15 protein-coding genes and 1 tRNA gene are annotated in these 20,744 nt (G+C 69.9%); 4 read left to right on the plus strand and 12 right to left on the minus strand.

Going from position 1 to position 20,744, the window contains the following annotated elements; translation table 11 throughout:
- Positions 1-35: 35 nt before the first annotated feature.
- The gene (locus tag HNR40_RS10550) at positions 36-1,370 is read right to left on the minus strand and encodes a vWA domain-containing protein (RefSeq protein WP_184960181.1); all 1,335 of its coding nucleotides are present in this window, start codon (positions 1,368-1,370) and stop codon (positions 36-38) included.
- Positions 1,370-2,200 carry an AAA family ATPase gene (locus HNR40_RS10555; RefSeq protein WP_184960183.1) on the minus strand — a complete coding sequence of 277 codons (831 nt, stop codon included), beginning with the start codon at positions 2,198-2,200 and terminating at the stop codon, positions 1,370-1,372. The genes HNR40_RS10550 and HNR40_RS10555 overlap by 1 nt, the downstream gene beginning before the upstream one ends.
- Positions 2,201-2,304: 104 nt before the next feature.
- Here HNR40_RS10555 and HNR40_RS10560 point away from each other — a divergent pair.
- Positions 2,305-2,378: transfer RNA gene (locus tag HNR40_RS10560), tRNA-Lys, on the plus strand.
- Positions 2,379-2,690: 312 nt separating this feature from the next.
- Here HNR40_RS10560 and HNR40_RS10565 read toward each other — a convergent pair.
- A complete protein-coding gene (locus HNR40_RS10565) occupies positions 2,691-5,483 on the minus strand; it encodes an AAA domain-containing protein (RefSeq protein WP_184960185.1) in 2,793 nt (930 codons plus the stop codon).
- 617 nt (positions 5,484-6,100) lie between these two features.
- Positions 6,101-9,526 carry a serine protease gene (locus HNR40_RS10570; protein WP_184960187.1) on the minus strand — a complete coding sequence of 1,142 codons (3,426 nt, stop codon included), beginning with the start codon at positions 9,524-9,526 and terminating at the stop codon, positions 6,101-6,103.
- A gap of 48 nt (positions 9,527-9,574) precedes the next feature.
- Here HNR40_RS10570 and HNR40_RS10575 point away from each other — a divergent pair, with 48 nt between their 5' ends.
- Both HNR40_RS10575 and HNR40_RS10580 read left to right on the plus strand, forming a co-directional pair.
- A complete protein-coding gene (locus tag HNR40_RS10575; protein WP_184960189.1) occupies positions 9,575-9,895 on the plus strand; it encodes a CU044_2847 family protein in 321 nt (106 codons plus the stop codon).
- A 54-nt stretch (positions 9,896-9,949) separates the two neighbouring features.
- A complete protein-coding gene (locus HNR40_RS10580) occupies positions 9,950-11,173 on the plus strand; it encodes an MFS transporter (protein ID WP_184960191.1) in 1,224 nt (407 codons plus the stop codon).
- A gap of 2 nt (positions 11,174-11,175) precedes the next feature.
- On the opposite strand, the gene HNR40_RS10585 is transcribed toward HNR40_RS10580, so the two are convergent.
- The 8 genes from HNR40_RS10585 to HNR40_RS10620 form a co-directional block, all read right to left on the minus strand.
- Positions 11,176-11,940 (minus strand): NAD(P)-binding domain-containing protein, encoded by a 765-nt coding sequence (locus tag HNR40_RS10585; protein ID WP_184960193.1) that lies wholly within the window; start codon positions 11,938-11,940, stop codon positions 11,176-11,178.
- Positions 11,941-11,968: 28 nt separating this feature from the next.
- Complete coding sequence (locus HNR40_RS10590) at positions 11,969-12,205, minus strand: FCD domain-containing protein (RefSeq protein WP_184960195.1); 237 nt, start codon at positions 12,203-12,205, stop codon at positions 11,969-11,971.
- 9 nt (positions 12,206-12,214) lie between these two features.
- Positions 12,215-12,475: a DUF6510 family protein gene (locus HNR40_RS10595; protein WP_184960197.1), complete on the minus strand. Its 261-nt coding sequence runs from the start codon at positions 12,473-12,475 to the stop codon at positions 12,215-12,217.
- On the minus strand, positions 12,472-13,140 hold the full coding sequence (locus HNR40_RS10600) for a ferredoxin reductase (protein WP_184960199.1): 669 nt from the start codon (positions 13,138-13,140) through the stop codon (positions 12,472-12,474). Before HNR40_RS10600 ends, HNR40_RS10595 begins: the two co-directional genes overlap by 4 nt.
- Entirely contained in the window at positions 13,133-13,729 is a 597-nt protein-coding gene (locus tag HNR40_RS10605; RefSeq protein WP_184960201.1) for a sulfite oxidase-like oxidoreductase, read from the minus strand. The genes HNR40_RS10600 and HNR40_RS10605 overlap by 8 nt, the downstream gene beginning before the upstream one ends.
- A gap of 504 nt (positions 13,730-14,233) precedes the next feature.
- Positions 14,234-15,967: an alpha/beta hydrolase gene (locus HNR40_RS10610; RefSeq protein WP_184960203.1), complete on the minus strand. Its 1,734-nt coding sequence runs from the start codon at positions 15,965-15,967 to the stop codon at positions 14,234-14,236.
- A gap of 234 nt (positions 15,968-16,201) precedes the next feature.
- Positions 16,202-17,035 carry a DUF72 domain-containing protein gene (locus HNR40_RS10615; protein WP_184960205.1) on the minus strand — a complete coding sequence of 278 codons (834 nt, stop codon included), beginning with the start codon at positions 17,033-17,035 and terminating at the stop codon, positions 16,202-16,204.
- A 10-nt stretch (positions 17,036-17,045) separates the two neighbouring features.
- Entirely contained in the window at positions 17,046-17,594 is a 549-nt protein-coding gene (locus HNR40_RS10620; RefSeq protein WP_184960207.1) for a TetR/AcrR family transcriptional regulator, read from the minus strand.
- 54 nt (positions 17,595-17,648) lie between these two features.
- On the opposite strand from HNR40_RS10620, the gene HNR40_RS10625 reads away from it, so the two are divergent.
- Positions 17,649-20,735 (plus strand): bifunctional cytochrome P450/NADPH--P450 reductase, encoded by a 3,087-nt coding sequence (locus HNR40_RS10625; protein WP_184960209.1) that lies wholly within the window; start codon positions 17,649-17,651, stop codon positions 20,733-20,735.
- Positions 20,736-20,744: the final 9 nt, after the last annotated feature.

A 20,744-nucleotide genomic window follows, 5' to 3' on the forward strand; every position in this document is an offset into this window, starting at 1 on the left:
GGGAACGTAACCCAGCTCCGGCCCCATGTCGCGACTTATGCGAGTGTCTCGATGAATGCTGTCAGCTGTTGGACATTCCGACATTCGTGCATGGGGATAACGGTGGCGTAGGAGGAGGCGATCGAGTCGCCGGTGTCCCACTGGGCCGTGGGCTCGGGGTTCAGCCAGTACGCGTGGCGGGCCCTGGCGGTCAGCGCCTTCAGCGTGTCCAGGGCCGGGGGCTGGTAGTTGCTGCGGGCGTCGCCGAGGATGAGCAGGGACGTCTTGGGGCCTACGGCGTCGCCGTACCTCTCCGCGAAGCCCTCGAAGGCGTGGCCGTAGTTGGTGCGCCCGAACCTGATCATGTCGGACTCGTTGGCCAGCGTGGTCATCGCCTCGACCACGTCCGCGCCGGGGACGAAGAACCTGGTGATCTCGTCCACCCGGTCCACGAAGCCGAACGCGCGTACCTTCGTGAACTGCTCCCTGAGCGCGTAGGTGAGCAACAGCGTGAAATGCGCGAACGACGAGACCGAGTCGCTGGTGTCGCACAACACGACCAGCTCGGGGCGGTGCGGCCGGGGCGGCTTGAACACCGTCGTCAGCGGCACCCCGCCGCTCTGCAGCGAGGCCCGGACCGTCCGCCGGAAGTCCAGGCGTCCCCGGCGGCCGCGCCGCTGCTTGATCGTGAGGCGCGCCGCCAGCCTGCGGGCCAGCGGATACACCTCCCTGCGCAGCCGTGCCAGGTCCGCCTTGGTGACGCGCAGGAAGTCGATCTGGTCGAGCGGCGGCTTGACGGTGGAGCGGGCGATGCGCTCGACGCCGGAGTCCTCGGCGATGCGCCGCCGGACGTCCGCCGCCACCGCGTCCTGAAATCTCGCGATATTGGCGTTCACCCGGTGCCGGGCCGTCTTCTCGGCGAGCCCGCCGCGTTCCTGACCGGCCAGGACCTCCTGGAGGATGCGCGCCATCAGCGTCTCCGGCGACAGAGCCCGCAGGACGCTGTAGCTGAACCAGTTCTGCCGCCCCGGTCCGGCTGCCTGGCGGCCGAACCGCTCGACCATCGCGCGGGCGAACTCCGCCATCTCCGCGTCGCCGGAGTCGATCAGCAGTTCGGCCAGCCGTTCACGAGGATCGCCGTCCTGATCAGCCGGGACGTGCAGCTCGCTGATCACCGGCGGGAACCACAGGTCGAACAGCACGTCGAACCCGGCCCGATACCCCGGCTTCTTGATCAGCGTGGTCGCGTACGCGGCCCGCAGCGCCTCCCGCTGCGACAGGTCGATCACCCGCAGCGCCCGCGCGGCGTCCAGCCCCTCGGCCAGCGACACCGGCATCCCCGCCTCGCGCAACGCGTTCACGAACCCGACATGCCTGTCGACCAGCGACATCAGAGCCCGAGCTCCTTGACCGCCCGCACATGGTCGGAGTTGTGCTTGAGCACCACCCCGAGCGTTGCGGAAACAGTCTCCTCGTCCAGTTCCTCCCGCCCAAGCGCCAGCAGCGTCCGCGCCCAGTCCACCGTCTCCGCCACCGACGGCGCCTTCTTCAGCTCCAGCGCCCTGAGCGTGGCCACGGTCCGCGCCAGCTGCTCAGCCAGATCCGCCCGAATCGAGGGAACCTGACTCAGCACGATGTCCCGCTCCCGCTCCGGCGTCGGATAGGCGATGTGCAGATAAAGACAGCGCCGCTTGAGCGCCTCGGACAGCTCACGCGTGGCGTTCGAGGTCAGCACCACGTACGGCCGGCGGACGGCGGCGATCGTCCCCAGCTCCGGAATCGTCACCTGAAAATCCGACAACAGCTCCAGCAGCAGACCCTCGACCTCGACATCCGCCTTGTCCATCTCATCAATGAGCAGGACAGTGGGCCCGCTGGCCCGGATCGCCTTGAGCAACGGCCGCTCCAGCAGGAACTCCTCGCCGAAGATGTCCTCATCGGTGCTGGTCGCCTGAATCCTGAGCAGTTGCTTCTTGTAGTTCCACTCGTAGAGCGCCCGGGCCTCGTCCAGCCCCTCGTAGCACTGCAACCTGATCAACGTCGCCCCGGTGGCCTCCGCCACCGCCTTGGCCAGCTGGGTCTTCCCCACCCCCGCCGGTCCTTCGGCGAGCAGCGGCTTGCCCAGGGCGGCGGCCAGGTAGACGGAGGTGGCTATGGAATCGTCGGAGAGGTAGCTGGCGGCGGCGAGCCGCGCGGACACATCGGCGGGCGAGTCGAACATAGCGCTCCTGTCGAGGCGGGTAGGCCGAACTTTATTCTAATAGGTGAGGCGGTCCGGTATCGATTCGCGCTTGGTGGGGAGGACCGGTATATTCCTCTCTGCAAGCGCCGCTAGCTCAGTTGGTTAGAGCAGCTGACTCTTAATCAGCGGGTCCGGGGTTCGAGTCCCTGGCGGCGCACCCCGATGAAACCCCAGCTCAGCGCGCTGAGCTGGGGTTTCTTGGTTCCCGGAAGATCTGCGCCGGATGCCGGTGGTGACGACCTGCTGTCGCATTTGGCAGAGCGTCGCGGCCACGTCACTACACGCGTTCTGCGGCTCGGGAGGTCACCACGCGTCTTGGGGCCTCTGGCATCACGCCCGTAGTCGATGAGAGGTCGACCGGCAGGGGCTCTCCCGCATGACGTCGCGGTGATCACGCAAGCCACCGTGACGGCGCAGCGTTGCCTCTATGGAGCCGCGGACGAATCGACAGGTGCGGACAGTCCATGGTTCATGCCGGTGGGAGCCATCGTTGCACCAGGTGGCGAGGGATGGTGGCGTCGACGTGCCACAACTGGCGGGCCGGGTCCCATCTGGCGCGCATCCCGGCGTCTCTGGCCAACTGCTTGAGTTCGTCCTTCTCCCGGCGGGACACATCGAGATAGAGGCGTCCGTCGGCCACGACGCCCGGGGCGATGTGGCCGTCATCCGGGTTCCGGGGGGCTGGGGGTGGCCAGGGGCGGGCGGGGCGTTCCATGCGGGCGCGGTCGACGATGTTCCGGACTCGCCGGCAGCAGGTCGGGTCGGTGATCCGCATCATCAGGTCGGTGGGGCCGACGTTCGCCAGGAGGTTGAGGGAACCGTGCCACAGCACGGTCTCGTCGAGGATGAGTACCTTCTCGTGCATGCGCTCGCGCAGGGTCACCTGGCATCCGGCGGCGCGAAGTTCGCCGACGAGGTCATCCCTGCGTGAATCCGGCGACTGGTCACGGGTATGGACGGTGACGCCGACGCCGGCCTGTACGCGGGGGGTGAGGTGACGCAGCCAGGTCCGGACGGGGGCCGGGTCGAGGAAGGCGCAGTAGACCTCGATGGATCGCTGGGCGCGGGCGATGTCCCAGGCGACGGCGCGTGGCACCTCGTCGGCGGGGAAGAACGCGGGCCGTGCCAGTTCTTCCTCGGGTAGCCCCGCCAGGTCGGCCGCGCTGCGGAATGGCACGAGATCGTCCACCGACAGCCGTTGGGCGTGCCGTTCCAGGTGATCGAGCATGCGGGCGGCTTCGCCGGCCGGGTTGAGTTTGGTGTGGAGGAACCCTGTGTCGGCCACCACGATGAGGTGGTCCTGGGCCCGGCTGAGGGCGACGTTGAGCAGGCGGCAGGTGGAGGAGGAGAGGCCGAGTCCCTCGTAGAAGAAGCCGGTCTTGCTTCCCCCGCCTGCGACGGTGTCGATGATGACGAGCGGGCGCTGGCTGCCCTGGAAGCGGTGGACGGTGTCGACCAGCCCGTCGTACTGCTGGCCGAAACGGTAGGTCAGGCTGGCTTGGAGCGCTTTCACCTGCGCCTTGTACGGGGCGATCACGGCCACCCGGCTCGTGGGCTGTTCGTCGGCGGACAGGTCCGTCCATTTGCGGGCAGGCAGGATCCGGTCATACTGCAGGCCGCGGATGAGTTCGTGGATGACCGCCTCGTGCACGGAGTTGGTGGTGTGCGCGCCGGCGCGGTACTCGGGGTTGGGCAGGCGGCGTGTGGTGGTGTCGATGAGGATGAGCGGCCCGCCCAGGAGCGGGGATTCGGGAAGGCGGCCGCTATCTCCCCGGCCGGTGCGGAGCGGTGAGTCCGGGTAGGCCACGGTGTTCACGATCTCGCAGATCGCCCGGCGCATCCGGTATTGCGTGTCCAGGCAGACCATGCGCGGATCGGCGCGCTGGGCCGTACCGGAGATGTCGACGAGCCCGGCGAGGCTGAACGGATCGCGGTCCATCCACAGCCGGGCGTGTTCCTGGTCGCCGGGCGAGGTGTTACGGTCCGACGAGGCCTTGGTGACCGCGGGCAGCTGGCGGAAGTCGCCGGCGAGAATGACCCGGCGGGTGGCGAGCCCGGCCGCGCACCATGCCGAGGGTGTATTGACCATCCCGGCCTCGTCGATGATGACGACGTCGATGGCATCCATGAGCTTGCGCGACTGCACCGCCTTGGCCACGGTGGTGCCCATGATCCGGCAGTTCGAGCGGACCACGTCGGCGATCTTCCGGAGCTCCTTCTGGAGCTGCGACAGCTGAGGTTGCAACTGGTCGACGGCGCGTTGGATCGGGCCGTGGGGCGGGATCGTGCGCAGGCGTGTTCGCAGGGCGAGCACTTCGGTCCCGGTCCTGGCCGCCTCGGCCGCGTAGCGTTGCCGGGCGTCATGAGCGGTGCGAAGTTGCTGGTCGAGGGCGGTCAGCTCGTGCTGGCCCGTCCATCGCATCCGGCCCAGATGGTCAAGCTTGTCCTGTTTCCGCTTGGCGAAGAGACCAGAGGGTGTGCCGAGGTTGTGGATCTCGCGGTCGATGTCGCCGATCGCGGCCTGCCGTAGCCGGATCTGCTGCCGCAGGGTGCCGGCGTGGCGATCGGCCTCGTCACGCTGGGCGTGGAGGTTCGCGAGCCGGGTCTGCGCTTCCGCCGCCTCAGTGTGTACGGCGAGATCCCGGCGTGCCGCCTCCAGGCGCTCACGGATGTCGGTGATCTGCGTGGTGAGCGCGGTGGACAGTCGCTGGGTGACCTGGATCGGGTCGATCTTGTCGCCGAACGCGGCTGCCAGCGAGGCCAACTCGATCTCTCCGGCACGCTGCACGAGCCCCGCGTCGAAGCCTTCCTCGTCCGACAGCAGGGTGCAGATCCGTTCCAGCGCCTGATCGACGGCCACCTTCGTCGGCGCCACGAACAGCACCCGCGACCCCTGCCGATAGCAGCCTTCGGCGATACAGCCGACCACGTCGGTCTTTCCGGTGCCCGGAGGACCCCAGATGAAGGTCAGGTCGCTGCCCAGCGCCTGCTCGACCCCCCGTCGCTGCTGATCGTTGAGCGAACGCTCCCGGTATTCGCGGATGAAGCGCTCGGGGGTCGCGCAGCGATCGATGCGCGGGCGCCCCTGGCCGGTCAACCAGCCCGTGGCGGTCAGATTGACCGGGGAGTTGCTTCCGCCGGCCGACTCGAGCCTCTCGACGACGGCCTCCCACCCGGCCGTCTCGTCCTCGCGTATCTGCGCGTTGCCCGGCTGGCCGCCGAAGTCGGCCACGGTACGAACCCTGACCCTGCCATCCGGCATACGCTGGACCTCAGCGGGCGCCCAGGCACCGCGCGAGCTGGACAGGCGGATCAGCTGCCGCTCCCCCGCGAATCTGTCCTTCCACGCCTTGCAGGAAAACAGATATTCGTGTCGCTCTCCTTCCTTTCCGATCCCGCGTCCAGCCGACAGGGACAACTTCTCCCCATCACCGTCGCCACGCAGCTCTGCGGCGACCTCCAGACGTACGGCACGCAAAAGATCATCCACGGGGAACGGCTTGCGCTGCGGACCTGTCATCGTGCTCCCGGGGTGAGGAGATCAAGAGGGCCGTGCGGATCAGGACCTTACCCACGCCGCGCCCGGCGCGCACTCGACCACATGTTCAGGAGCCCGGCATGATTACCACGAATCGCCGCGCAGCCGACCGGCTCCCGCGCATCACCTGGCTCGCCGACCGTGCGGGCCTGCGGATCGAGGGCGAACTCGACCACTCCACGCTGTCCACCCTGAAGCGGGTGCTGGCCTCGATGGCGAGCGGTGCCGCCGCAGATGCGGCGCCTGTTCCAGCTCATCGGCTGGGATCGGGTGCCTGGCCTCCGGCTGCGGGCGCCGTACTCCGGCTGATCCCGTTCGAACGAAGAGGCCTCGGCCAAGGGTCAGGGGCAGAGCGGATCGGTGTGGGCGCCGTCGGGCACCAGCTTCTTGATCTCGTCGGACTCGGCATCCAGCTCTCCGTACACCCGGCACAGATGAGCCAGCTCCGCCTCCACCCCGGGCGAGGCGACCTCGACGCCTTGCGCCGCCATCGCGGCGAGCCGGTCGGCGGCGCTCTGCCCGCCTGAAGGGAGCAGCAGCCCGATCTGGTCGGCGGTGACCAGCGCGAAGGCGTCCTCACCGATCGGGAGCAGGGTCCGCCAGGCCATGGGCAGGCGGAGCTGTTGGGCACGCTCGCCACCGGGTATCGACCAGCGGGTGACCGGCTGCGCGTCGCTCAACTGGGCGGCGAAGGCCTGCACGTCCTTCAGCGACAGGCTGCTCGGCTGGGTCACCGGGAAGTCGAGCCAGGTGTTGTGGAGGATGGATCCGGTGGCGTCGAAGGCGGGCGAGCCGACCGATTCGGCGAGGCTCATGTCGTCCAGCCGGGCGATCTGCCGGCCGGTCCCGGTGTCCCAGACGAGGAAGGCGGGCTGCTTCTCACGTTCCTCGAATGCCGCCACCCGGCGTCCGTCCCCGCTCATCGTGATAATAGAGCTCGCCAGGCTCTCGTGCAGCATCGTGGTGGCGCCGCCGAAGGCGAGGCGAAGCAGGCGGTGGCCGGTCGCGTTCTGCTTTCCGGCCTTCGCGTCGGCGGAGAAGACCAGATGTCCGAGTACGGCACCGCCGGGGATCAGCCGGAAGAACGAGATCGAGTCACTGGGGCCCACCTCCAGCGGCACCGAGGGCAGTGGCTTGCCGGTGGGGAGGTCCCAGCGCATCAGGCCGGTCTTTCCCGCCACGGTCGTGACGAGCCCGACGCTCTTTCCCTCCGGGTCGATGGAGACGCCTCCCGGCACGACGTTGTCGGGCAGGACGAGCGCGAAGGCGGTGTCCATGCGGGCGAGGTCGGTGACGACCAGGCAGGTACGCACCACGGTGAAGGCCAGGTGCGCGGTGGGCGAGTCAGGCACCTTGATCACGCATCTGCCGTCGGGCACCCGGCTATAGGGAGTGACCTCGATTCTGGCGGTGTAGGTGGCGGCGGCGTAGCGGCGGTCGGCGCTGAGGGTGATGTGGTTGGCGCTGGCGCCGCCCTCGGCGGGGAGCGTCACCGGGTTCGCGGCGCCGTTGCCGAGCTGCCACAGGACGACTCTGCTGTCCGGGGAGCGGGTGAGCAGCGCCCGGCCGTCTGTGCTGATTTTTCCGGACAAGCTGCCGCCGGGGCGGGACTCCCCTTTGAAGGAGACGACGCCGACCGAGGTGTCGGAGATGATCCGGGTCAGCGACAGGGCGCCGCCGTACAGGTCGTGGATCTTCTTGCGGGTGTCCGGGGTGTCCCTGGTCCTGTAGGCACGGATGGCCAGCTGGGCCGCGCCGTAGGGGTCCGTGGCCGCTCGCTGCTGGGCGCGGTCGAGCAGGGTCTGCGCGGCGTTGGCGCTGACCGCGCCGCTGAGCGGGATCCAGACGGCCAGCCCGGCCGCCACCACGACGGCCAGGGCTGCCGCGCGCCGCCGTCTGACGTGGCGGCGCCGCCGTACGCTGAGATCGATGAACTCCCGCTCTTCCTCGCTCAGGTCGGCGGGCCGCTCCCTGAGCCGGCGGAGCGCGTCGCCGAGGTCCGCGCCGGCGAGCAGCCGGGCGGGCCGGCGGTCGTGCCGGCGCCAGAGCGCGATCCGGCGGCGCAGCGACTCCTGCCAGAGGCGGAACTCGCGGGCCTGACCGGCGAGCTTCCGCAGCCGGGTCCAGCGGGTGACCAGCGCCTCGTGGACGAGGTCCGCGCGACGGCCCTCGTCCACGACGACCAGGCGGGAGACGGCGAGGCGTTGCGCGACCGCCCACTGCGCCGCGTCGAGTTGCTCGCGCGGCGCGCTCCGCCGGGTGATCTCCTGGCCCTCCGGGTCGGGGCGGGTGAGCTGGATGAGCAGGCGTTCGGCGTCCCGCTGCTCGCCCACGGTCAGCTCGGCCCAGACCTGCTCGGCGAAACGGTTGAGGCCTTCGCGGACGCCGCCGATCTCCTCGTACGCCTGGTGCGTCAGCTTTCCGTCCGACTGGCGTTCCCAGAGCTGGGCCAGGGTGAACTGCAGCAGCGGCAGCCGTCCTGGCCCCACCCCGAGGTCGTCCAGGAGCCGGACGGCGAGGCCGCGCTCGTACTCCACCAGCGGGATCCGCACGATCGGTTCGAGCACCGCGGCGCGCAGGCCCCGGGTGGAGAGCTCGCCCACGTTGATGGTGCGCTCGCCCGCCGCGAGCGGCGCGAGCTCCGGATCGCGCAGGATGGGGGTCAGGTAGTCCGTCCGGAGCGCGGCCAGCACGCCGAGCGCGGAGTTCGGCCGCTCGGCGTGGAGGAGCGCCCTGGCGAAGGCGGTACGCTGCTCCGCCGGTGCGGAGAGCACCTCTTCGAGCTGGTCGACGACCAGGATGAGCCGGGACGCGCCGAGCTGGTCGAGAACCGACCTGACCAGCTCCGGCATGGCGCCGCGCTCCAGATGCCTGGCGAGCTCGTCGGCCCTGGTGAGGCGGTCGGCCGGGTCGCCGCGGCTCAGCGCGAGGGCGAGCGCGTGCAGGGGGCTCCGTCCCTGTCCCGGCCGGAAGTGGGCGACCGCGAGGCCCTGGAGGCGCGGGATCACGCCCGCCTGGATGATCGAGGACTTGCCCACGCCGGACGGCCCGGTGACGGTCACCACCGGCCGTTCCACGACGAGCCGGGAGATGCGGTCGACCTCGTCCGACCGGCCGAAGAAGCTGGCGGCGTGCTCGGGCCCGAACGGCAGCAGTCCGCGGAAGGGCGAGATCGGCCGTACGGCGTCGCGTAACCCCGGCCATGCCTCCAGCAGCTGGGCGGTGGGGATGAGGTAGCCGCTGCGCCGGCCGCCGGTCCACGCCGCGACCACCATGCCGACGACGTCGCCGCGATCGAGGTGCCAGGCGGGAGTGCCGGAGAACCCGCCCTTGATGTCGAACCGGCTGCCCTCCTCGACGTCGACCTGGAGCCAGCCGTCCGCCTGGGCGCCGCGGAGCACGCCCACGCTCCACACGCCCTGCTCCTTGCCGTCGGGAAAGCCGACCATGGCGACCCGCTCGTCGAAGGAGGCGTGGTCGACGAGCGGCGCGGGCTGGACGTCCACGCTCCGGCCGAGGCGGAGTACGGCGACGTCGCGTGCCCCGTCCCAGAGCATGATCTCGGCATCGAGCCGGGCGCCACCGGGCAGGAAGGCCACCGACACGCGGCCCTCCGGCGGGGAGTCCGGCTCGAACTCGACGCCGGTGGCGAGACTCACCACGTGGGCCGCGGTGATCAGATGCTCGCCGGTCACGGGGAAGGCCGCCCCCACCGGCCGCCCATCCCGGCCCAGGACGCCGGCCACGCTCGGGGCGCTCGTCCGCATGCGAACCACGCTAAGCCCAAACGGCCTGGCTTGCCGTACGCTCCCTTCGTGACCTACGTGGAGATACCGCTGGACGGCGGCGGCAGGCTGGTCGTCGAGGTTGAGCCCGCGGAAGCCGAGGAGATCCAGCGGGCCGGTCGCGCCGGCCGCGCCCTCCGCCAGGCCGGCAGCACCCTGCAGGCGGCGATCACCAGCGTGACCCCCGCGGTGGAGAGCATCGCGCGCAAGCTGCGCGACATCGAGAACCCGCCGGACCGGCTGGAGCTCACCTTCGGCATCAAGATCTCCGGCGAGGCCGACGTGGCCATCGCCAAGACCTCCTCGGAGGCGCAGTTCCAGGTCGTCCTCGAATGGGGACAGACCGGCTGACACCTGAAAAACACATTGCCGCAGGTAGGCAATGAAAAGTATGGTTTTGCGCTCGTGATCAGAGTCATGGAACGGGTGCTGCCGGCCCGGCTGGGGACAGGGTTCCGGTGGTTGCTCGCGTCGAGCTGGCTGACGAACCTCGGCGACGGGCTCGCGGCCGCCGCCGGGCCGTTGCTGATCGCGACGCTGACCCGCGATCCCCTGATGATCTCACTGTCGGCGCTGGTGGGCTGGGCCCCGCAGCTGCTCTTCAGCCTCTACGCGGGGGTGCTGTCGGACCGGCACGACCGGCGCCGGATCGTGATGTTCGCGAACCTGGCCCGCGCGGTGGTGCTCGCGGCGCTCGTCGTGCTCGTGGCCACCGGCACGGTGACGGTGGTGACGGCGCTGATCATGCTGACGCTCCGGGCCGTCGCCGAGGTGTTCGCCGACAACGCGACGGCCACACTGACCCCGACGATGGTCGACCGGGACGATCTCGTGATCGCCAACGCCCGGCTGGGCACCGGGTTCATCACGCTCAACCAGCTCGCCGGGCCGCCGATCGGCGCGGCGCTGTTCGCCGTGGGCTACACCTGGCCGTTCGCCAGCCAGCTGCTGCTGGTGCTGGCGGGGGTCCTGCTGGTCAGCCGGATCAGCCTGCCGCCCCACGGCCGCCAGGCCGGCGACCCCAAGCCCGACACGATCCGGGAGCTCGTCGCCGGGTTCCGGTGGACCATCAAGCACGCGGCGGTACGCACGCTGGCGCTCACCATCCTGATCTTCAACTTCACGTTCGGCGCCGCCTGGTCGGTGCTCGTCCTGTATGCCCAGGACCAGCTCGGCCTCGGCGCCATCGGCTTCGGCCTGATGAGCACCATCAGCGGCATCGGCGGGCTCGTCGGCACCGCCCTGTACGGCGCGATCACCCGCCGGGTCAGCCTCGGCGCGCTGATGCGGATCGGGCTCATCATCGAGACCCTCACCCACCTGGGGCTGGCCCTCACCCATTCACCGTGGGTGGCCGGCGGCATCTTCCTCGTCTTCGGGGCGCACGCCTTCATCTGGGGCACCACCTCGGTCACCGTCCGCCAGCGGGCGGTCCCGCACGAACTGCAGGGCCGGGTGGGCGCCGTCAACACCATCTGCGTCTTCGGCGGCCTGGTCGTCGGTTCCCTGATCGGCGGCATCCTGGCCACCCGCTTCGGGGTGTCGGCGCCGTTCTGGTTCGCTTTCGCCGGCTCCGCGGTGTTCGTGGTGCTGTTGTGGCGGCAGCTGCTGCACATCGCCCACGACTAGGGCTATCTGAGCCGGGCGAGCAGGTCGTCGAGGACCTTGCCGAGCGCTTCGGAGTTGGCGTCGTTGAACCAGGTGGTCCGGACGCGTTCGTTGCTCCCGTTCGGGGTCTCGTGGTCGGCGGCGAGCTGGGCCAGGGAGCGGCCCTCGTCGCCCAGGCTGCGTCCGACGCCCTGGAACAGGCTGCGGACGTAGCGGTCCGCGACCTCGGCCGGCACGCCCTGGCCGACGGCCCACGACGCGAGCGTGGCGAGGTAGGAGTAGTGGGTGGTCAGCGTCCCCGTCAGCGCGGAGAAGACGCTGAAGGCCGCCTCGTCCTCGACCGGGAGCGCTCCGCCCAGGCGCTCGAAGAGCGCGTCCACGTCCGGGTGCGACGGGCACGTCACCGTGACGGAGTCACGTTCGCGTACCGGTGGCAGCGGGATGGCCCGCACCACGGGGACGTCGGTGGCGAGGATCCGGCGCAGCTCGTCGATGCCGACACCGGCCAGCAGGCTGACCACGATCTTGCCCGGGTCCACCCGCAGGCCGGTAAGCGCTTCCTGCCGGTCGTACGGGCGTACGGCGATGATGACCAGCTCGGCGCGGTCCACCACGGCCTGGTTGTCCGCGCACACCCGCACACTCTCGTACGACGAGGACAGCTCCGCGGCCGTGCGCGCGCCCCGCGGGGAGAGGAACACCTCGGGAGGCTCCTCGGCTCCCTCACACAGGCCCACCACGATGGCCCGGCCGATCTCGCCCACGCCGATGATACCGATGCGCTTCATGGTGTCTTCCTTCATGTGTTCAGCCAGATCAGGACCATCGTGCGGGAATCTTCCCAGATGCGGCCGATTCGGTCGGCCGCCCGGTCAGGTCGCCGTCGGCGAGCGCGGCCAGGATCCGCTCGTGCCGCGGGGCCGCGTGGCTCTCGCGGTCGCCGTCGCGCATGTACGCCGGCTCGTAGCGAGCCACCCGGATCCGGAGCGCGTTGACCATCTCGCGCAGGCTGGTGTTGGGGCAGGCGGCCACGAACGGCTCCGCTGACCCCATGTGCCTATTTTAGGGGCCGAGCGGTATGCGCAGCGAGACGGCCCCGCGCAGGTCCAGCCAGGCCGTCTCCGGCCCGCGGACCAGCCGCATCACCACCTCGTCACACCCCGGGCAGCGCGCGACCAGCCCCGGATCGGGCCCGTAGACCCGCAGACCGGCGACCGGACCGACCAGCCCGCACGAGGCGCACGTACCCGAGGCCTTGGACAGATCGACGGCGAAGATCTCGCTGAGCGGTCCGGCCATCGCGTTGCCGTCGACGTGGTTCATGAGGACGCTCCAAAGCGCTCGGTCTTGACGCGTGCAGGATCGTGGCCGAGCCCCACGAGCAGATCGGCCGCCGCCTCGACGAACCCGGTCGGCCCGCACACGAAACAGTCAGGACCCGGCCCCGGCAGGTCCGCGGCGGTGAGGCGGCTGTTGCGCACCCGGGTGTAGACCAGCGACGCCTCGACGCCGGGATCGGGTTTACGCAGCTCGTCGGCGTAGTAGAGCTGCTCGGGCGAGCGAAGCGAGTAGATCAGCTGGAACGGCGTCGCCACGCCCGCCACGCGCCGGGTCCTGATCATCGCCATGAGCGGCACGATCCCGGCGCCCCCGGCAACCAGCAGGACCGGCGCCGGATCATCCGGCCGCCACACGAACCAGCCCCCGACCGGCCCCCGGATCTCCAACTGGTCATCCGGCTCCATGACCTGGGTGAGGTAAGGCGAGACCTCCCCGTCCTCCAGGCGCTGCACGGTCAGCTCGACGCCCTGGGTGGTGGCCAGGGAGTAGCTGCGGCGGGCGGTGTAGCCGTCTTCGGCGGTCAGCCGTACGTCCACGTGCTGGCCCGCCAGATGACCGGGCCAGCCGGGCACGTCGAAGACCAGCGTACGAGCGGACGGAGTCTCATCCCGCGTCTCGATCAGCCGCGCTGATTGCCACTTAGTCATCGGAGTACCGCTGCTCACGCCACGGATCGCCGTAGTTGTGATACCCGGCGGTCTCCCAGAAGCCCGGATGGTCCTGGTTCAGCAGGCGGATTCCGCGTACCCACTTGGCCGACTTCCAGAAGTACAGATGCGGCACCAGCAGCCGCGCCGGCCCGCCATGCCGAGGCTCCAGCTCTTCCCCGTCGAAGCGATGGACGATCCACGCCTTTCCATCCAGCAGATCCTCCAACGGCAGGTTGGTCGTGTAGCCCCCATAGGAGTAGACCAGCGCGTACTCGGCGGCAGTCTCGACATCCTCGAAAAGCACATCCAGCGAGACGCCCTGCCAGGTCGTGTCCAGCTTGGACCAGGTCGTCACACAATGAATGTCAACCGTCGGCGTCTCGACCGGCAGTCCCATCAGTTCTTCCCACGTCCACCGATGCACCCGCTCGGCCTCGGTGTCGATGGCGAACTCCCACCTGTCCAGCGGAACCCGCGGAGTGGGCCCGGCCGACAACACCGGAAAATCCTCGGTCAGATACTGACCTGGTGGAAGCCGATCATCCTTACGCTGCTTACCGCGAAACCCGCGGGAGAAGACGCTCATGTCTCACCATCACTTCGTTCAACGGGCCAACGCCCCCATCCAGTATCCCGCAACCCGCCAGACCAGATACAGGTGGACGACGCACCGAGGAAGAGGCTGTCATCCTTGGCCCTGGTAAGGGAGAGCTTGAATCCGTCAGGCTGTGACTCCCCACTCAGGTCCGGGTTGCCATTACTCCCTACGGCGACGATGCGATGACCTCGTGACTGCCAAAATGCCCGAATTTGTCGAGAAATAGCCATATTTTGATCCTTCGGGGCATCGCGCAGCCAGTAGGCGCGGCTCACGATGATCCGATTTTCGGAGGCATCTTCGCCCAGGCAACCACTTGGCGCGTTGAAGGACGGAAGCACCTCCAGCTTGGGTCTCGGGGTGATCGCGTGGGCCGTCTCGCTGATCAGCTCGTCAATCCGGCCAACCGCTTGCGTCTGGGTAAGCGTGGGTTTGTCCGCGGCGCAGCTCGTCAGGAGGAGGGCGAGAGCGAGGAGAGCACGGGGCACATCGTCACCTGTTCAGCTTGGGAGCAAGCGCGGGGTCGAACTCGGGCATGAGGAGTTGAGGCTGATCGTCACGGGGCGGGGGCGAAGTAAGTTGGTCGAACTCCCCGTTGATGAGCCGGCCCATGTTGCGCAGTGAGGCGGAGTCAGCGTCCCAATAGCTGCTGTGAGCGGCCGTGTAGACCTCCCGGCCCACGGGGAAACGTTGGGCCCCGAACGCATCGTCCCCCGGATCCGCCCCGAAGCTGCCCAGTGTGGCGACCGGATCGCCGCCGGCCTCGCCTACCCATACGTGTCCGGGGGCGAGGCCGAGTTCGCTGGCGTGGTTGACGCCTACGCCGGGGCTGCCGAGGAGGATGAGGTCGTCGGCCAGGCGGCCCGGACGGAGGGTGGCGGCGTGGCCGCTGGTGAGGGAGCCGTAGCTGTGGCCGATGACGACGGAGCGGGCCGTACTGGATGGGTGGTGGGAGGCGCGCAGGCCGTCGGTGAAGGAGGCCAGGGCGGCGCCGCCTTTCGTGGCCGCGCCTTGGAAGGCTACGGATTTGGCTGGGTCGAACAGGCCGGGGTCGATCTGGGGGGCGTCGTAGCCCAGCCAGGTGATCGAGGCTATGGACTTTCCGCCTCCGGTTACCGCGGCTTGGCGCCACAGGGCTCGGGCGCGTTCTAGGTCGCCGTGGGCGGCGTCCAGGCCGGAGGTGAGGCCGGAGACGTTGGTGACGGTGATGTCGGCGGTGTCGGGGTCGCCCCAGGAGATGATCAGCCTGCCGTTGCCGGTCAGGTCGACGGCGAGGAGCAGCGGTTTCGGGTAGCCGGGTTGGGGCTGGAGTTCTTGTTCGATGAGTTCCAGGCGGCGGAGCTGGTTGGCGATCTTCTCCCAGCGGCCCAGGTCTGTGGGGTGGTCGAATTCCTCCAGTTCTGTGGTTAGGCGGGCCTTCTCTGTGCTCAGCCAGTGGCGGTTGGCCTGGTCGCGGATGGCCGCGGGCAGGCCGTTGAGGTTGCCGAAGCCGGGGAGGGTGGTTAGTCGATGGCCTTCCGGCACAGCGTGCCACCAGGCGTTCACGCGGGCGGCCAGGCTTGTGTCCTGGCCGCTTTCCTGTACGGCGAGCAGCGCACGGACCGCCGAGGCATCTCCGGCGGCCACCTGGTTCAGGAGCTGCCGCACCTGACCGGAGCCAGGCTCATGGGCGCCGAACAGGTCATACGCGGCCAGCCCTGCGGGAAGCGCGCTCCAGGGGACGGAACGCTGGATGCGGGACAGGCGCTGTCGCAGGTCCCGGCCGCTTTCGACGGACCAACCGGCCACCTGGCCGAGGGTGTGGCCTGGCTGGGACGACAGACCGTGGGCGGTCAGTTCGGAGGCCAGGCGGGCGCCGGCCGACGCGAGCGCGTGGCCCGCGTGGTCGAGGGCCGATATCAGCGTGGTCATCGCGTGCGGGTCGATTCCGCGGAACGTGCCCGCGGGGGCATTTGCGCCGGTCGGTGCCGTGGTCATGGCGGGGATGGTGAGGTTCGGGCCGCCGTGCCGTACGACCGCGTCGCCCAGGGCGCGCATCGCGGCGGACAGCGAGGACTGGAGTCTGGTCCGGTGCCCGGCTAGGTCGGTCGTGAACGCCGTGGCGCCGCCCCCGACCCAGGCGTGGGCGTGCATCAGCCGGGCGGCGGTGTCCAGTGCGGCGTGGTGTTCGATGGCCAGTGCCGTCACTCGTTTGAAGGCTTCCAGCGCCGCCGCGTACTCCGCCATGACCGGCTCAGGATGCCAGGCCGGACGCCTCTTCCTCAGGTGGTCGGCGGCTTGCCCGGGTTCCTGGATGTTTGGCCATTAGGTCTACTCATCGCGGCCGTGGTCTCGCCGATGCCGGGCTTGAGGAACCGGCGACGGGACTGTGCGGCTGCCGGGGGAGGTCGATCCGCGCGTGGTCGCGGCGCCGGATGCGGTCGGTTGGGGACGATCGCGTGCCGACGATGGGCTGATCGGTCAGAACAGGGTGAGCGGGGGCTCTTCGGCGACCGGCTCCGGCAGGGGTGTGAGGTCGGGGAGTTGGGCGCGTACCTCGTCGTGGAAGCGGCGGGCCAGGGTCAGCGCCTCGGCGTTGTCGGGGGTGTGGATGAAGACGGTCGGCGATCGGCCTTCGCGGAGCCAGGCCGCGGTCGTTTCCACCCAGAAGTGCCAGCCTTCTACGGTTTTGGTGGTGTCGTCGCGGCCCAGGTAGCGGACGATGGGGCGTTCGGTGAGGGCGTGCGAGCGGCGGGGGACGCGGGGTTTCTTGGTCCACGCGTCCCGCTCGGCGTCGCTGGTCGGCGGGCTTTCGAAGAGCGTGACGGTGTCGAACGGCACCCATTCGGTATCCAGCCCGCCCAGCAACCGCTCCAGGTCGCCGATGGACGGGGCGTGGTCGAAGAAGGCGCGGTGCCGTACCTCGACCGCGTAGTTGTAGGCGGCGGGCATGCGGCGCAGGAACGTGGCCAGCACGCCCAGGTCGGACGGGGAGAAAGAGCTGGGCAGCTGCACCCAGAGGGCGTGGGCGCGGGAGCCTAGGGGTTCGATGGCGTGCAGGAAGGCGCGGACCTGGTCGCCGACGTCGCCGAGCCGGCCTTCGTGGGTGATCGTCTTGGGTAGCTTGATCACGAAGCGGAAGTCGGCCGGGGTCTGCGCCGCCCAGGTCTCGACGGTGGTGCGGGACGGCGTGGCGTAGAAGGTGGTGTTGCCTTCGACCGCGTTGCACCGGGTGGCGTAGGAGCCGAGCCGCTCCTCCTGGGGAAGCCCCCACCGGGCATGACTCCACATCGCGCATCCCACGTGTAGATCCATGAATCCGACGTTACCGGTCCAGGTACGCTTCCAGTCCGCCGATCAGCAGGGTGATGGCGTCGTCGAAGGCGTCGGGCCGGACGCCGCCGGTCGACTCGGAGAAGATGAAGCCGCTGACGAACGAGCTGAGGATTTCGGCCGTCCCTGACAGTTCGTCCTCCGGGACTCCGGCCATCCGCAGGAGGCGGTCGAGCATCAGCCACAGACCGCCCTGCTGCCTGCTCATCACCTCGGGGTTGTTGAACACGTACCGCCACAGTGACGGCTGGCGGCGGGCCAGTTCGCGGTAGGCGTGGCCGAGCGCCCGCATCTGGTCCTGCCAGGGCGAGCCGTCGTCGGGTGGTGTCGCCAGCTGGCCGCCGACCCTGAGGCAGAGCTCGTGGAGCAGGGCCGTCTTGTTCTCGACGTGGTGGTAGAGCGACATGGGGTTGACGTCCAGCTCGGCGGCGAGCTTGCGCATGGACAGTCCCTCGACGCCGCCCGCGTCGATCAGCCGCCACGCCGCGGCGTAGATCTCTTCCCGAGTCAGAGGGGCACCCCTCCGCGCGCTCACTGCCATACGCCGTATGGTAGCGTCTGCCATACGGTGTATGGCTGACCCATTGGAGTGTCCATGATCCCCTCACCGCCTGGACTGCCCCTGCTCGGCAACATGCTTCAGGTGCCGGCGCACTCGCCGGCCGCCTACTTCGACGAACTGGCGGCCCGCTACGAGGAAGGCCTGTTCCGGCTGAACCTGCTCGGGAACGACGTCCTGTTCGTCTACGACCCGGACCTGGTCGGGGAACTCTGCGACGAGAGCCGTTTCCACAAGGGCATCCAGCCGCCGCTGTCCTTCCTGCGCGACCTGGCGGGCGACGCCCTGTTCACCGCCCGGCACGACGAGCCCGTCTGGGGCCACGCTCACCGCATCCTGATGCCCGCCTTCAGCCAGCGCTCCATGCGCGCCTACTTCCCGCAGATGCTGGAGGTGGCCGACCAGCTGATCGACTCCTGGGCCACCCGCCAGGGGCAGGACCTGCCCGTTTCGGATGACATGACCAGGCTGACGCTGGACACGATCTCGCTGACCGGCTTCGGCTACCGATTCCGCTCCTTCGACCAGCCCGAGCTGCACCCGTTCCTGCGCGCGATGGGCTCGGCGCTGACCGAGGCGATGCTGCGCCTGCGCCAGCCGCCCGTGGTGACCAAGATGCTGCGCAAGCGCCAGGAGGCCTACGAAAGCGACATCCAGACCATGCGGGTCCTGGTCGAGGAGGTCATCGAGCAGCGCACCGCGCGGCCGTCAGGCGCCTCCGATCTGCTCGGTCTCATGATGGAGGCGACCGACCCGCGCACCGGCGAGCGGCTGTCCGAGGCGAACATCCGCGACCAGGTCATCACCTTCCTCATCGCCGGGCACGAGACGACCAGCGGCCTGCTCTCCTTCGCCCTGTACAACCTGCTGCGCGACCCGCATACCCTGGCCAGGGCCTACGCCGAGGTCGACGCCCTGCTGCCCGGCGACACCCCGCCGACCTACGAGACGATCATGAAGCTGGACGTGATCTCCCGGGTCCTGGAGGAGACGCTGCGCGTGTGGTCGCCGATCCCGGCCTTCTCGGTGACGGCGTTCGAGGACACGGTGATCGGCGGTTCCTATCCGGTACGCGCCGGCCAGCAGGCGGTCATCGTGCTGCCGTCGCTGCACCGCAGCCGGAAGGCCTGGGACCGGCCGGAGGAGTTCGACATCGACCGCTGGCTCCCCGAAAACCGCAAAAATCACCATAAATCCGCGTACAAGCCGTTCGGCAACGGCGAGCGCGCCTGCATCGGCCGCCAGTTCGCCCTCACCGAGGCCCGGCTCGCCCTCGCGATGGTCCTGCGCCGCTTCGCCGTCTCCGACCCCACCGCCTACAAGATCAAGACCAAGCAGACCCTCACCCTCAAGCCCGAGGGCTTCACGGTCCGGGTCCGCGACCGCCGCCCCCACGAGCGCGGCGCCGCCCAGCAGCCGGTCACCGAACAGCACGAACAGCAGCAGGACCTCGCCGTCACCGGCACCGCGCTCACCGTGGCCTACGGCTCCAACCTCGGCACCTGCTCCGACCTCGCCGAACGCCTGGCCGAGCGGGCCGGCCGGGCCGGCTTCGCCACCACGCTGACCACGCTCGACGACCTGCGCCCGCCCGCCGAGGGCCTGCTGCTCGTCGTCACCTCCTCCTACAACGGCCGCGCCCCCGACAACGCCCAGCGCTTCGACGCGCTGGAAGAGCTTCCCGACCTTTCCGGTGTACGGCTGGCCGTGCTCGGCTGCGGCAACACCCAGTGGCCCACCTACCAGGACTTCCCCCGCCGGGCCTTCGACAAGCTGGTGGCGGCGGGAGCCGTACCCCTGATCGAGAGGGGTGAGGCGGACGCGGACGGCGACTTCGACGGGGACGTCTCGGCGTGGACGGCGCGGTTGTGGGCGGCTCTCGCGGAGGAGTACGCGGCGTCGGCGGAGGCGGCGGGGCCGCGCTACGAGATGGAGGTCCTGACCGAGGCCGAGGTACGGCCGGCGGTCGTGTCCGAGCGGGCGGTGCCGCTGCGGGTGGTCTCCAACGAGGAGCTGACCGGCGACCCGTCAGGGCTGTGGGACTTCTCGAAGGAGGCGCCGCGGGCGGGCGTGCGCTCGATCGTGGCCGAACTGCCGGAAGGCGTCACCTACGCCGCCGGCGACCACCTGGCGGTCTTCGCCAAGAACGACCCCGAGCTGGTGGAATGGGCGCTGCGCGTCCTCCGCGTCCCCCGCGACCAGGTGGTACGGCTGCGCGCCCAGGGCGTCACCCACCTCCCCCTGGACACCCCGGTCACGGCCGGGCTGCTGCTGACCGACTTCGTGGAACTGCAGCAGGTGGCCACCCGCGCGGACCTGACCACGCTGGCCGCGCACACGGCGTGCCCCTGGACCACCCGGCAGCTCGGGGAGCTGACCGAGGGCTACGCCGACGAGATCCTGGCCAAGCGCGTCTCGGTGCTGGCGCTGCTGGACCGCTTCCCCGCGATCGAGCTGCCGCTGCCCGTGTTCCTGGAGCTGGCGGGGCCGATCAAGCCGCGCTACTACTCCGCCTCGTCCTCGCCGCTGGCCGACCCCGGGCGCATCCGGATCACGGTCGGGCTGGTGGAGGGCGCGGCCTGGTCGGGGACGGGCGAGTATCGGGGGATGGCCTCGGCGTACCTGGCGGGGCTGGCGGCCGGCGAGGTGTTCTACGGCTACGTCCGGGTGCCGGCCCCGCCGTTCCGGCTGCCCGCCGACCCGGCCACGCCGGTGATCATGGTCGGGCCCGGGACCGGGTTCGCCCCGTTGCGCGGCTTCCTGGAGGACCGCGCGCTGCGGGGCGCCACCGGGGCCGCCCTGGTGTTCACCGGCTGCCGCCACCCCGAGCACGACTGGCTCTACCGCGCGGACGTGACGGCCTGGGCGCCCGACGCGCACGTCGCGTTCTCCGCCCGCGACGGCCGCCTCGTCCAGGACGCGCTGGCCGAGCAGGCCGACCGGGTGTGGGAGCTGCTGGAGCGGGGCGCCCATGTCTACGTCTGCGGCGACGGGCTGCGCATGGCCCCCGCCGTACGGCAGGCCTTCCTCGCCATCCACCACGCCAAGACCGGGCGGCCGGGCGAGGAGTGGCTGGCGGCGCTCGACGCCGACGGCCGCTACCAGCAGGACGTCTTCGCCTGAGGCGCCGCC

Source organism: Nonomuraea endophytica, from assembly GCF_014203235.1.
Lineage (GTDB): Bacteria > Actinomycetota > Actinomycetes > Streptosporangiales > Streptosporangiaceae > Nonomuraea > Nonomuraea endophytica.

Bases quoted from the DNA above. Each gene is read 5' to 3' on its own strand.
- HNR40_RS10550 (WP_184960181.1), bottom strand. From the start codon at position 1,370: ATGTCGCTGGTCGACAGGCATGTCGGGTTCGTGAACGCGTTGCGCGAG.
- HNR40_RS10555 (WP_184960183.1), bottom strand. From the start codon at position 2,200: ATGTTCGACTCGCCCGCCGATGTGTCCGCGCGGCTCGCCGCCGCCAGC.
- HNR40_RS10565 (WP_184960185.1), bottom strand. From the start codon at position 5,483: ATGCCGGATGGCAGGGTCAGGGTTCGTACCGTGGCCGACTTCGGCGGC.
- HNR40_RS10570 (WP_184960187.1), bottom strand. From the start codon at position 9,526: ATGCGGACGAGCGCCCCGAGCGTGGCCGGCGTCCTGGGCCGGGATGGG.
- HNR40_RS10585 (WP_184960193.1), bottom strand. From the start codon at position 11,940: ATGAAGCGCATCGGTATCATCGGCGTGGGCGAGATCGGCCGGGCCATC.
- HNR40_RS10590 (WP_184960195.1), bottom strand. From the start codon at position 12,205: ATGGGGTCAGCGGAGCCGTTCGTGGCCGCCTGCCCCAACACCAGCCTG.
- HNR40_RS10595 (WP_184960197.1), bottom strand. From the start codon at position 12,475: ATGAACCACGTCGACGGCAACGCGATGGCCGGACCGCTCAGCGAGATC.
- HNR40_RS10600 (WP_184960199.1), bottom strand. From the start codon at position 13,140: ATGACTAAGTGGCAATCAGCGCGGCTGATCGAGACGCGGGATGAGACT.
- HNR40_RS10605 (WP_184960201.1), bottom strand. From the start codon at position 13,729: ATGAGCGTCTTCTCCCGCGGGTTTCGCGGTAAGCAGCGTAAGGATGAT.
- HNR40_RS10610 (WP_184960203.1), bottom strand. From the start codon at position 15,967: ATGGCGGAGTACGCGGCGGCGCTGGAAGCCTTCAAACGAGTGACGGCA.
- HNR40_RS10615 (WP_184960205.1), bottom strand. From the start codon at position 17,035: ATGGATCTACACGTGGGATGCGCGATGTGGAGTCATGCCCGGTGGGGG.
- HNR40_RS10620 (WP_184960207.1), bottom strand. From the start codon at position 17,594: ATGGCAGTGAGCGCGCGGAGGGGTGCCCCTCTGACTCGGGAAGAGATC.
- HNR40_RS10625 (WP_184960209.1), top strand. From the start codon at position 17,649: ATGATCCCCTCACCGCCTGGACTGCCCCTGCTCGGCAACATGCTTCAG.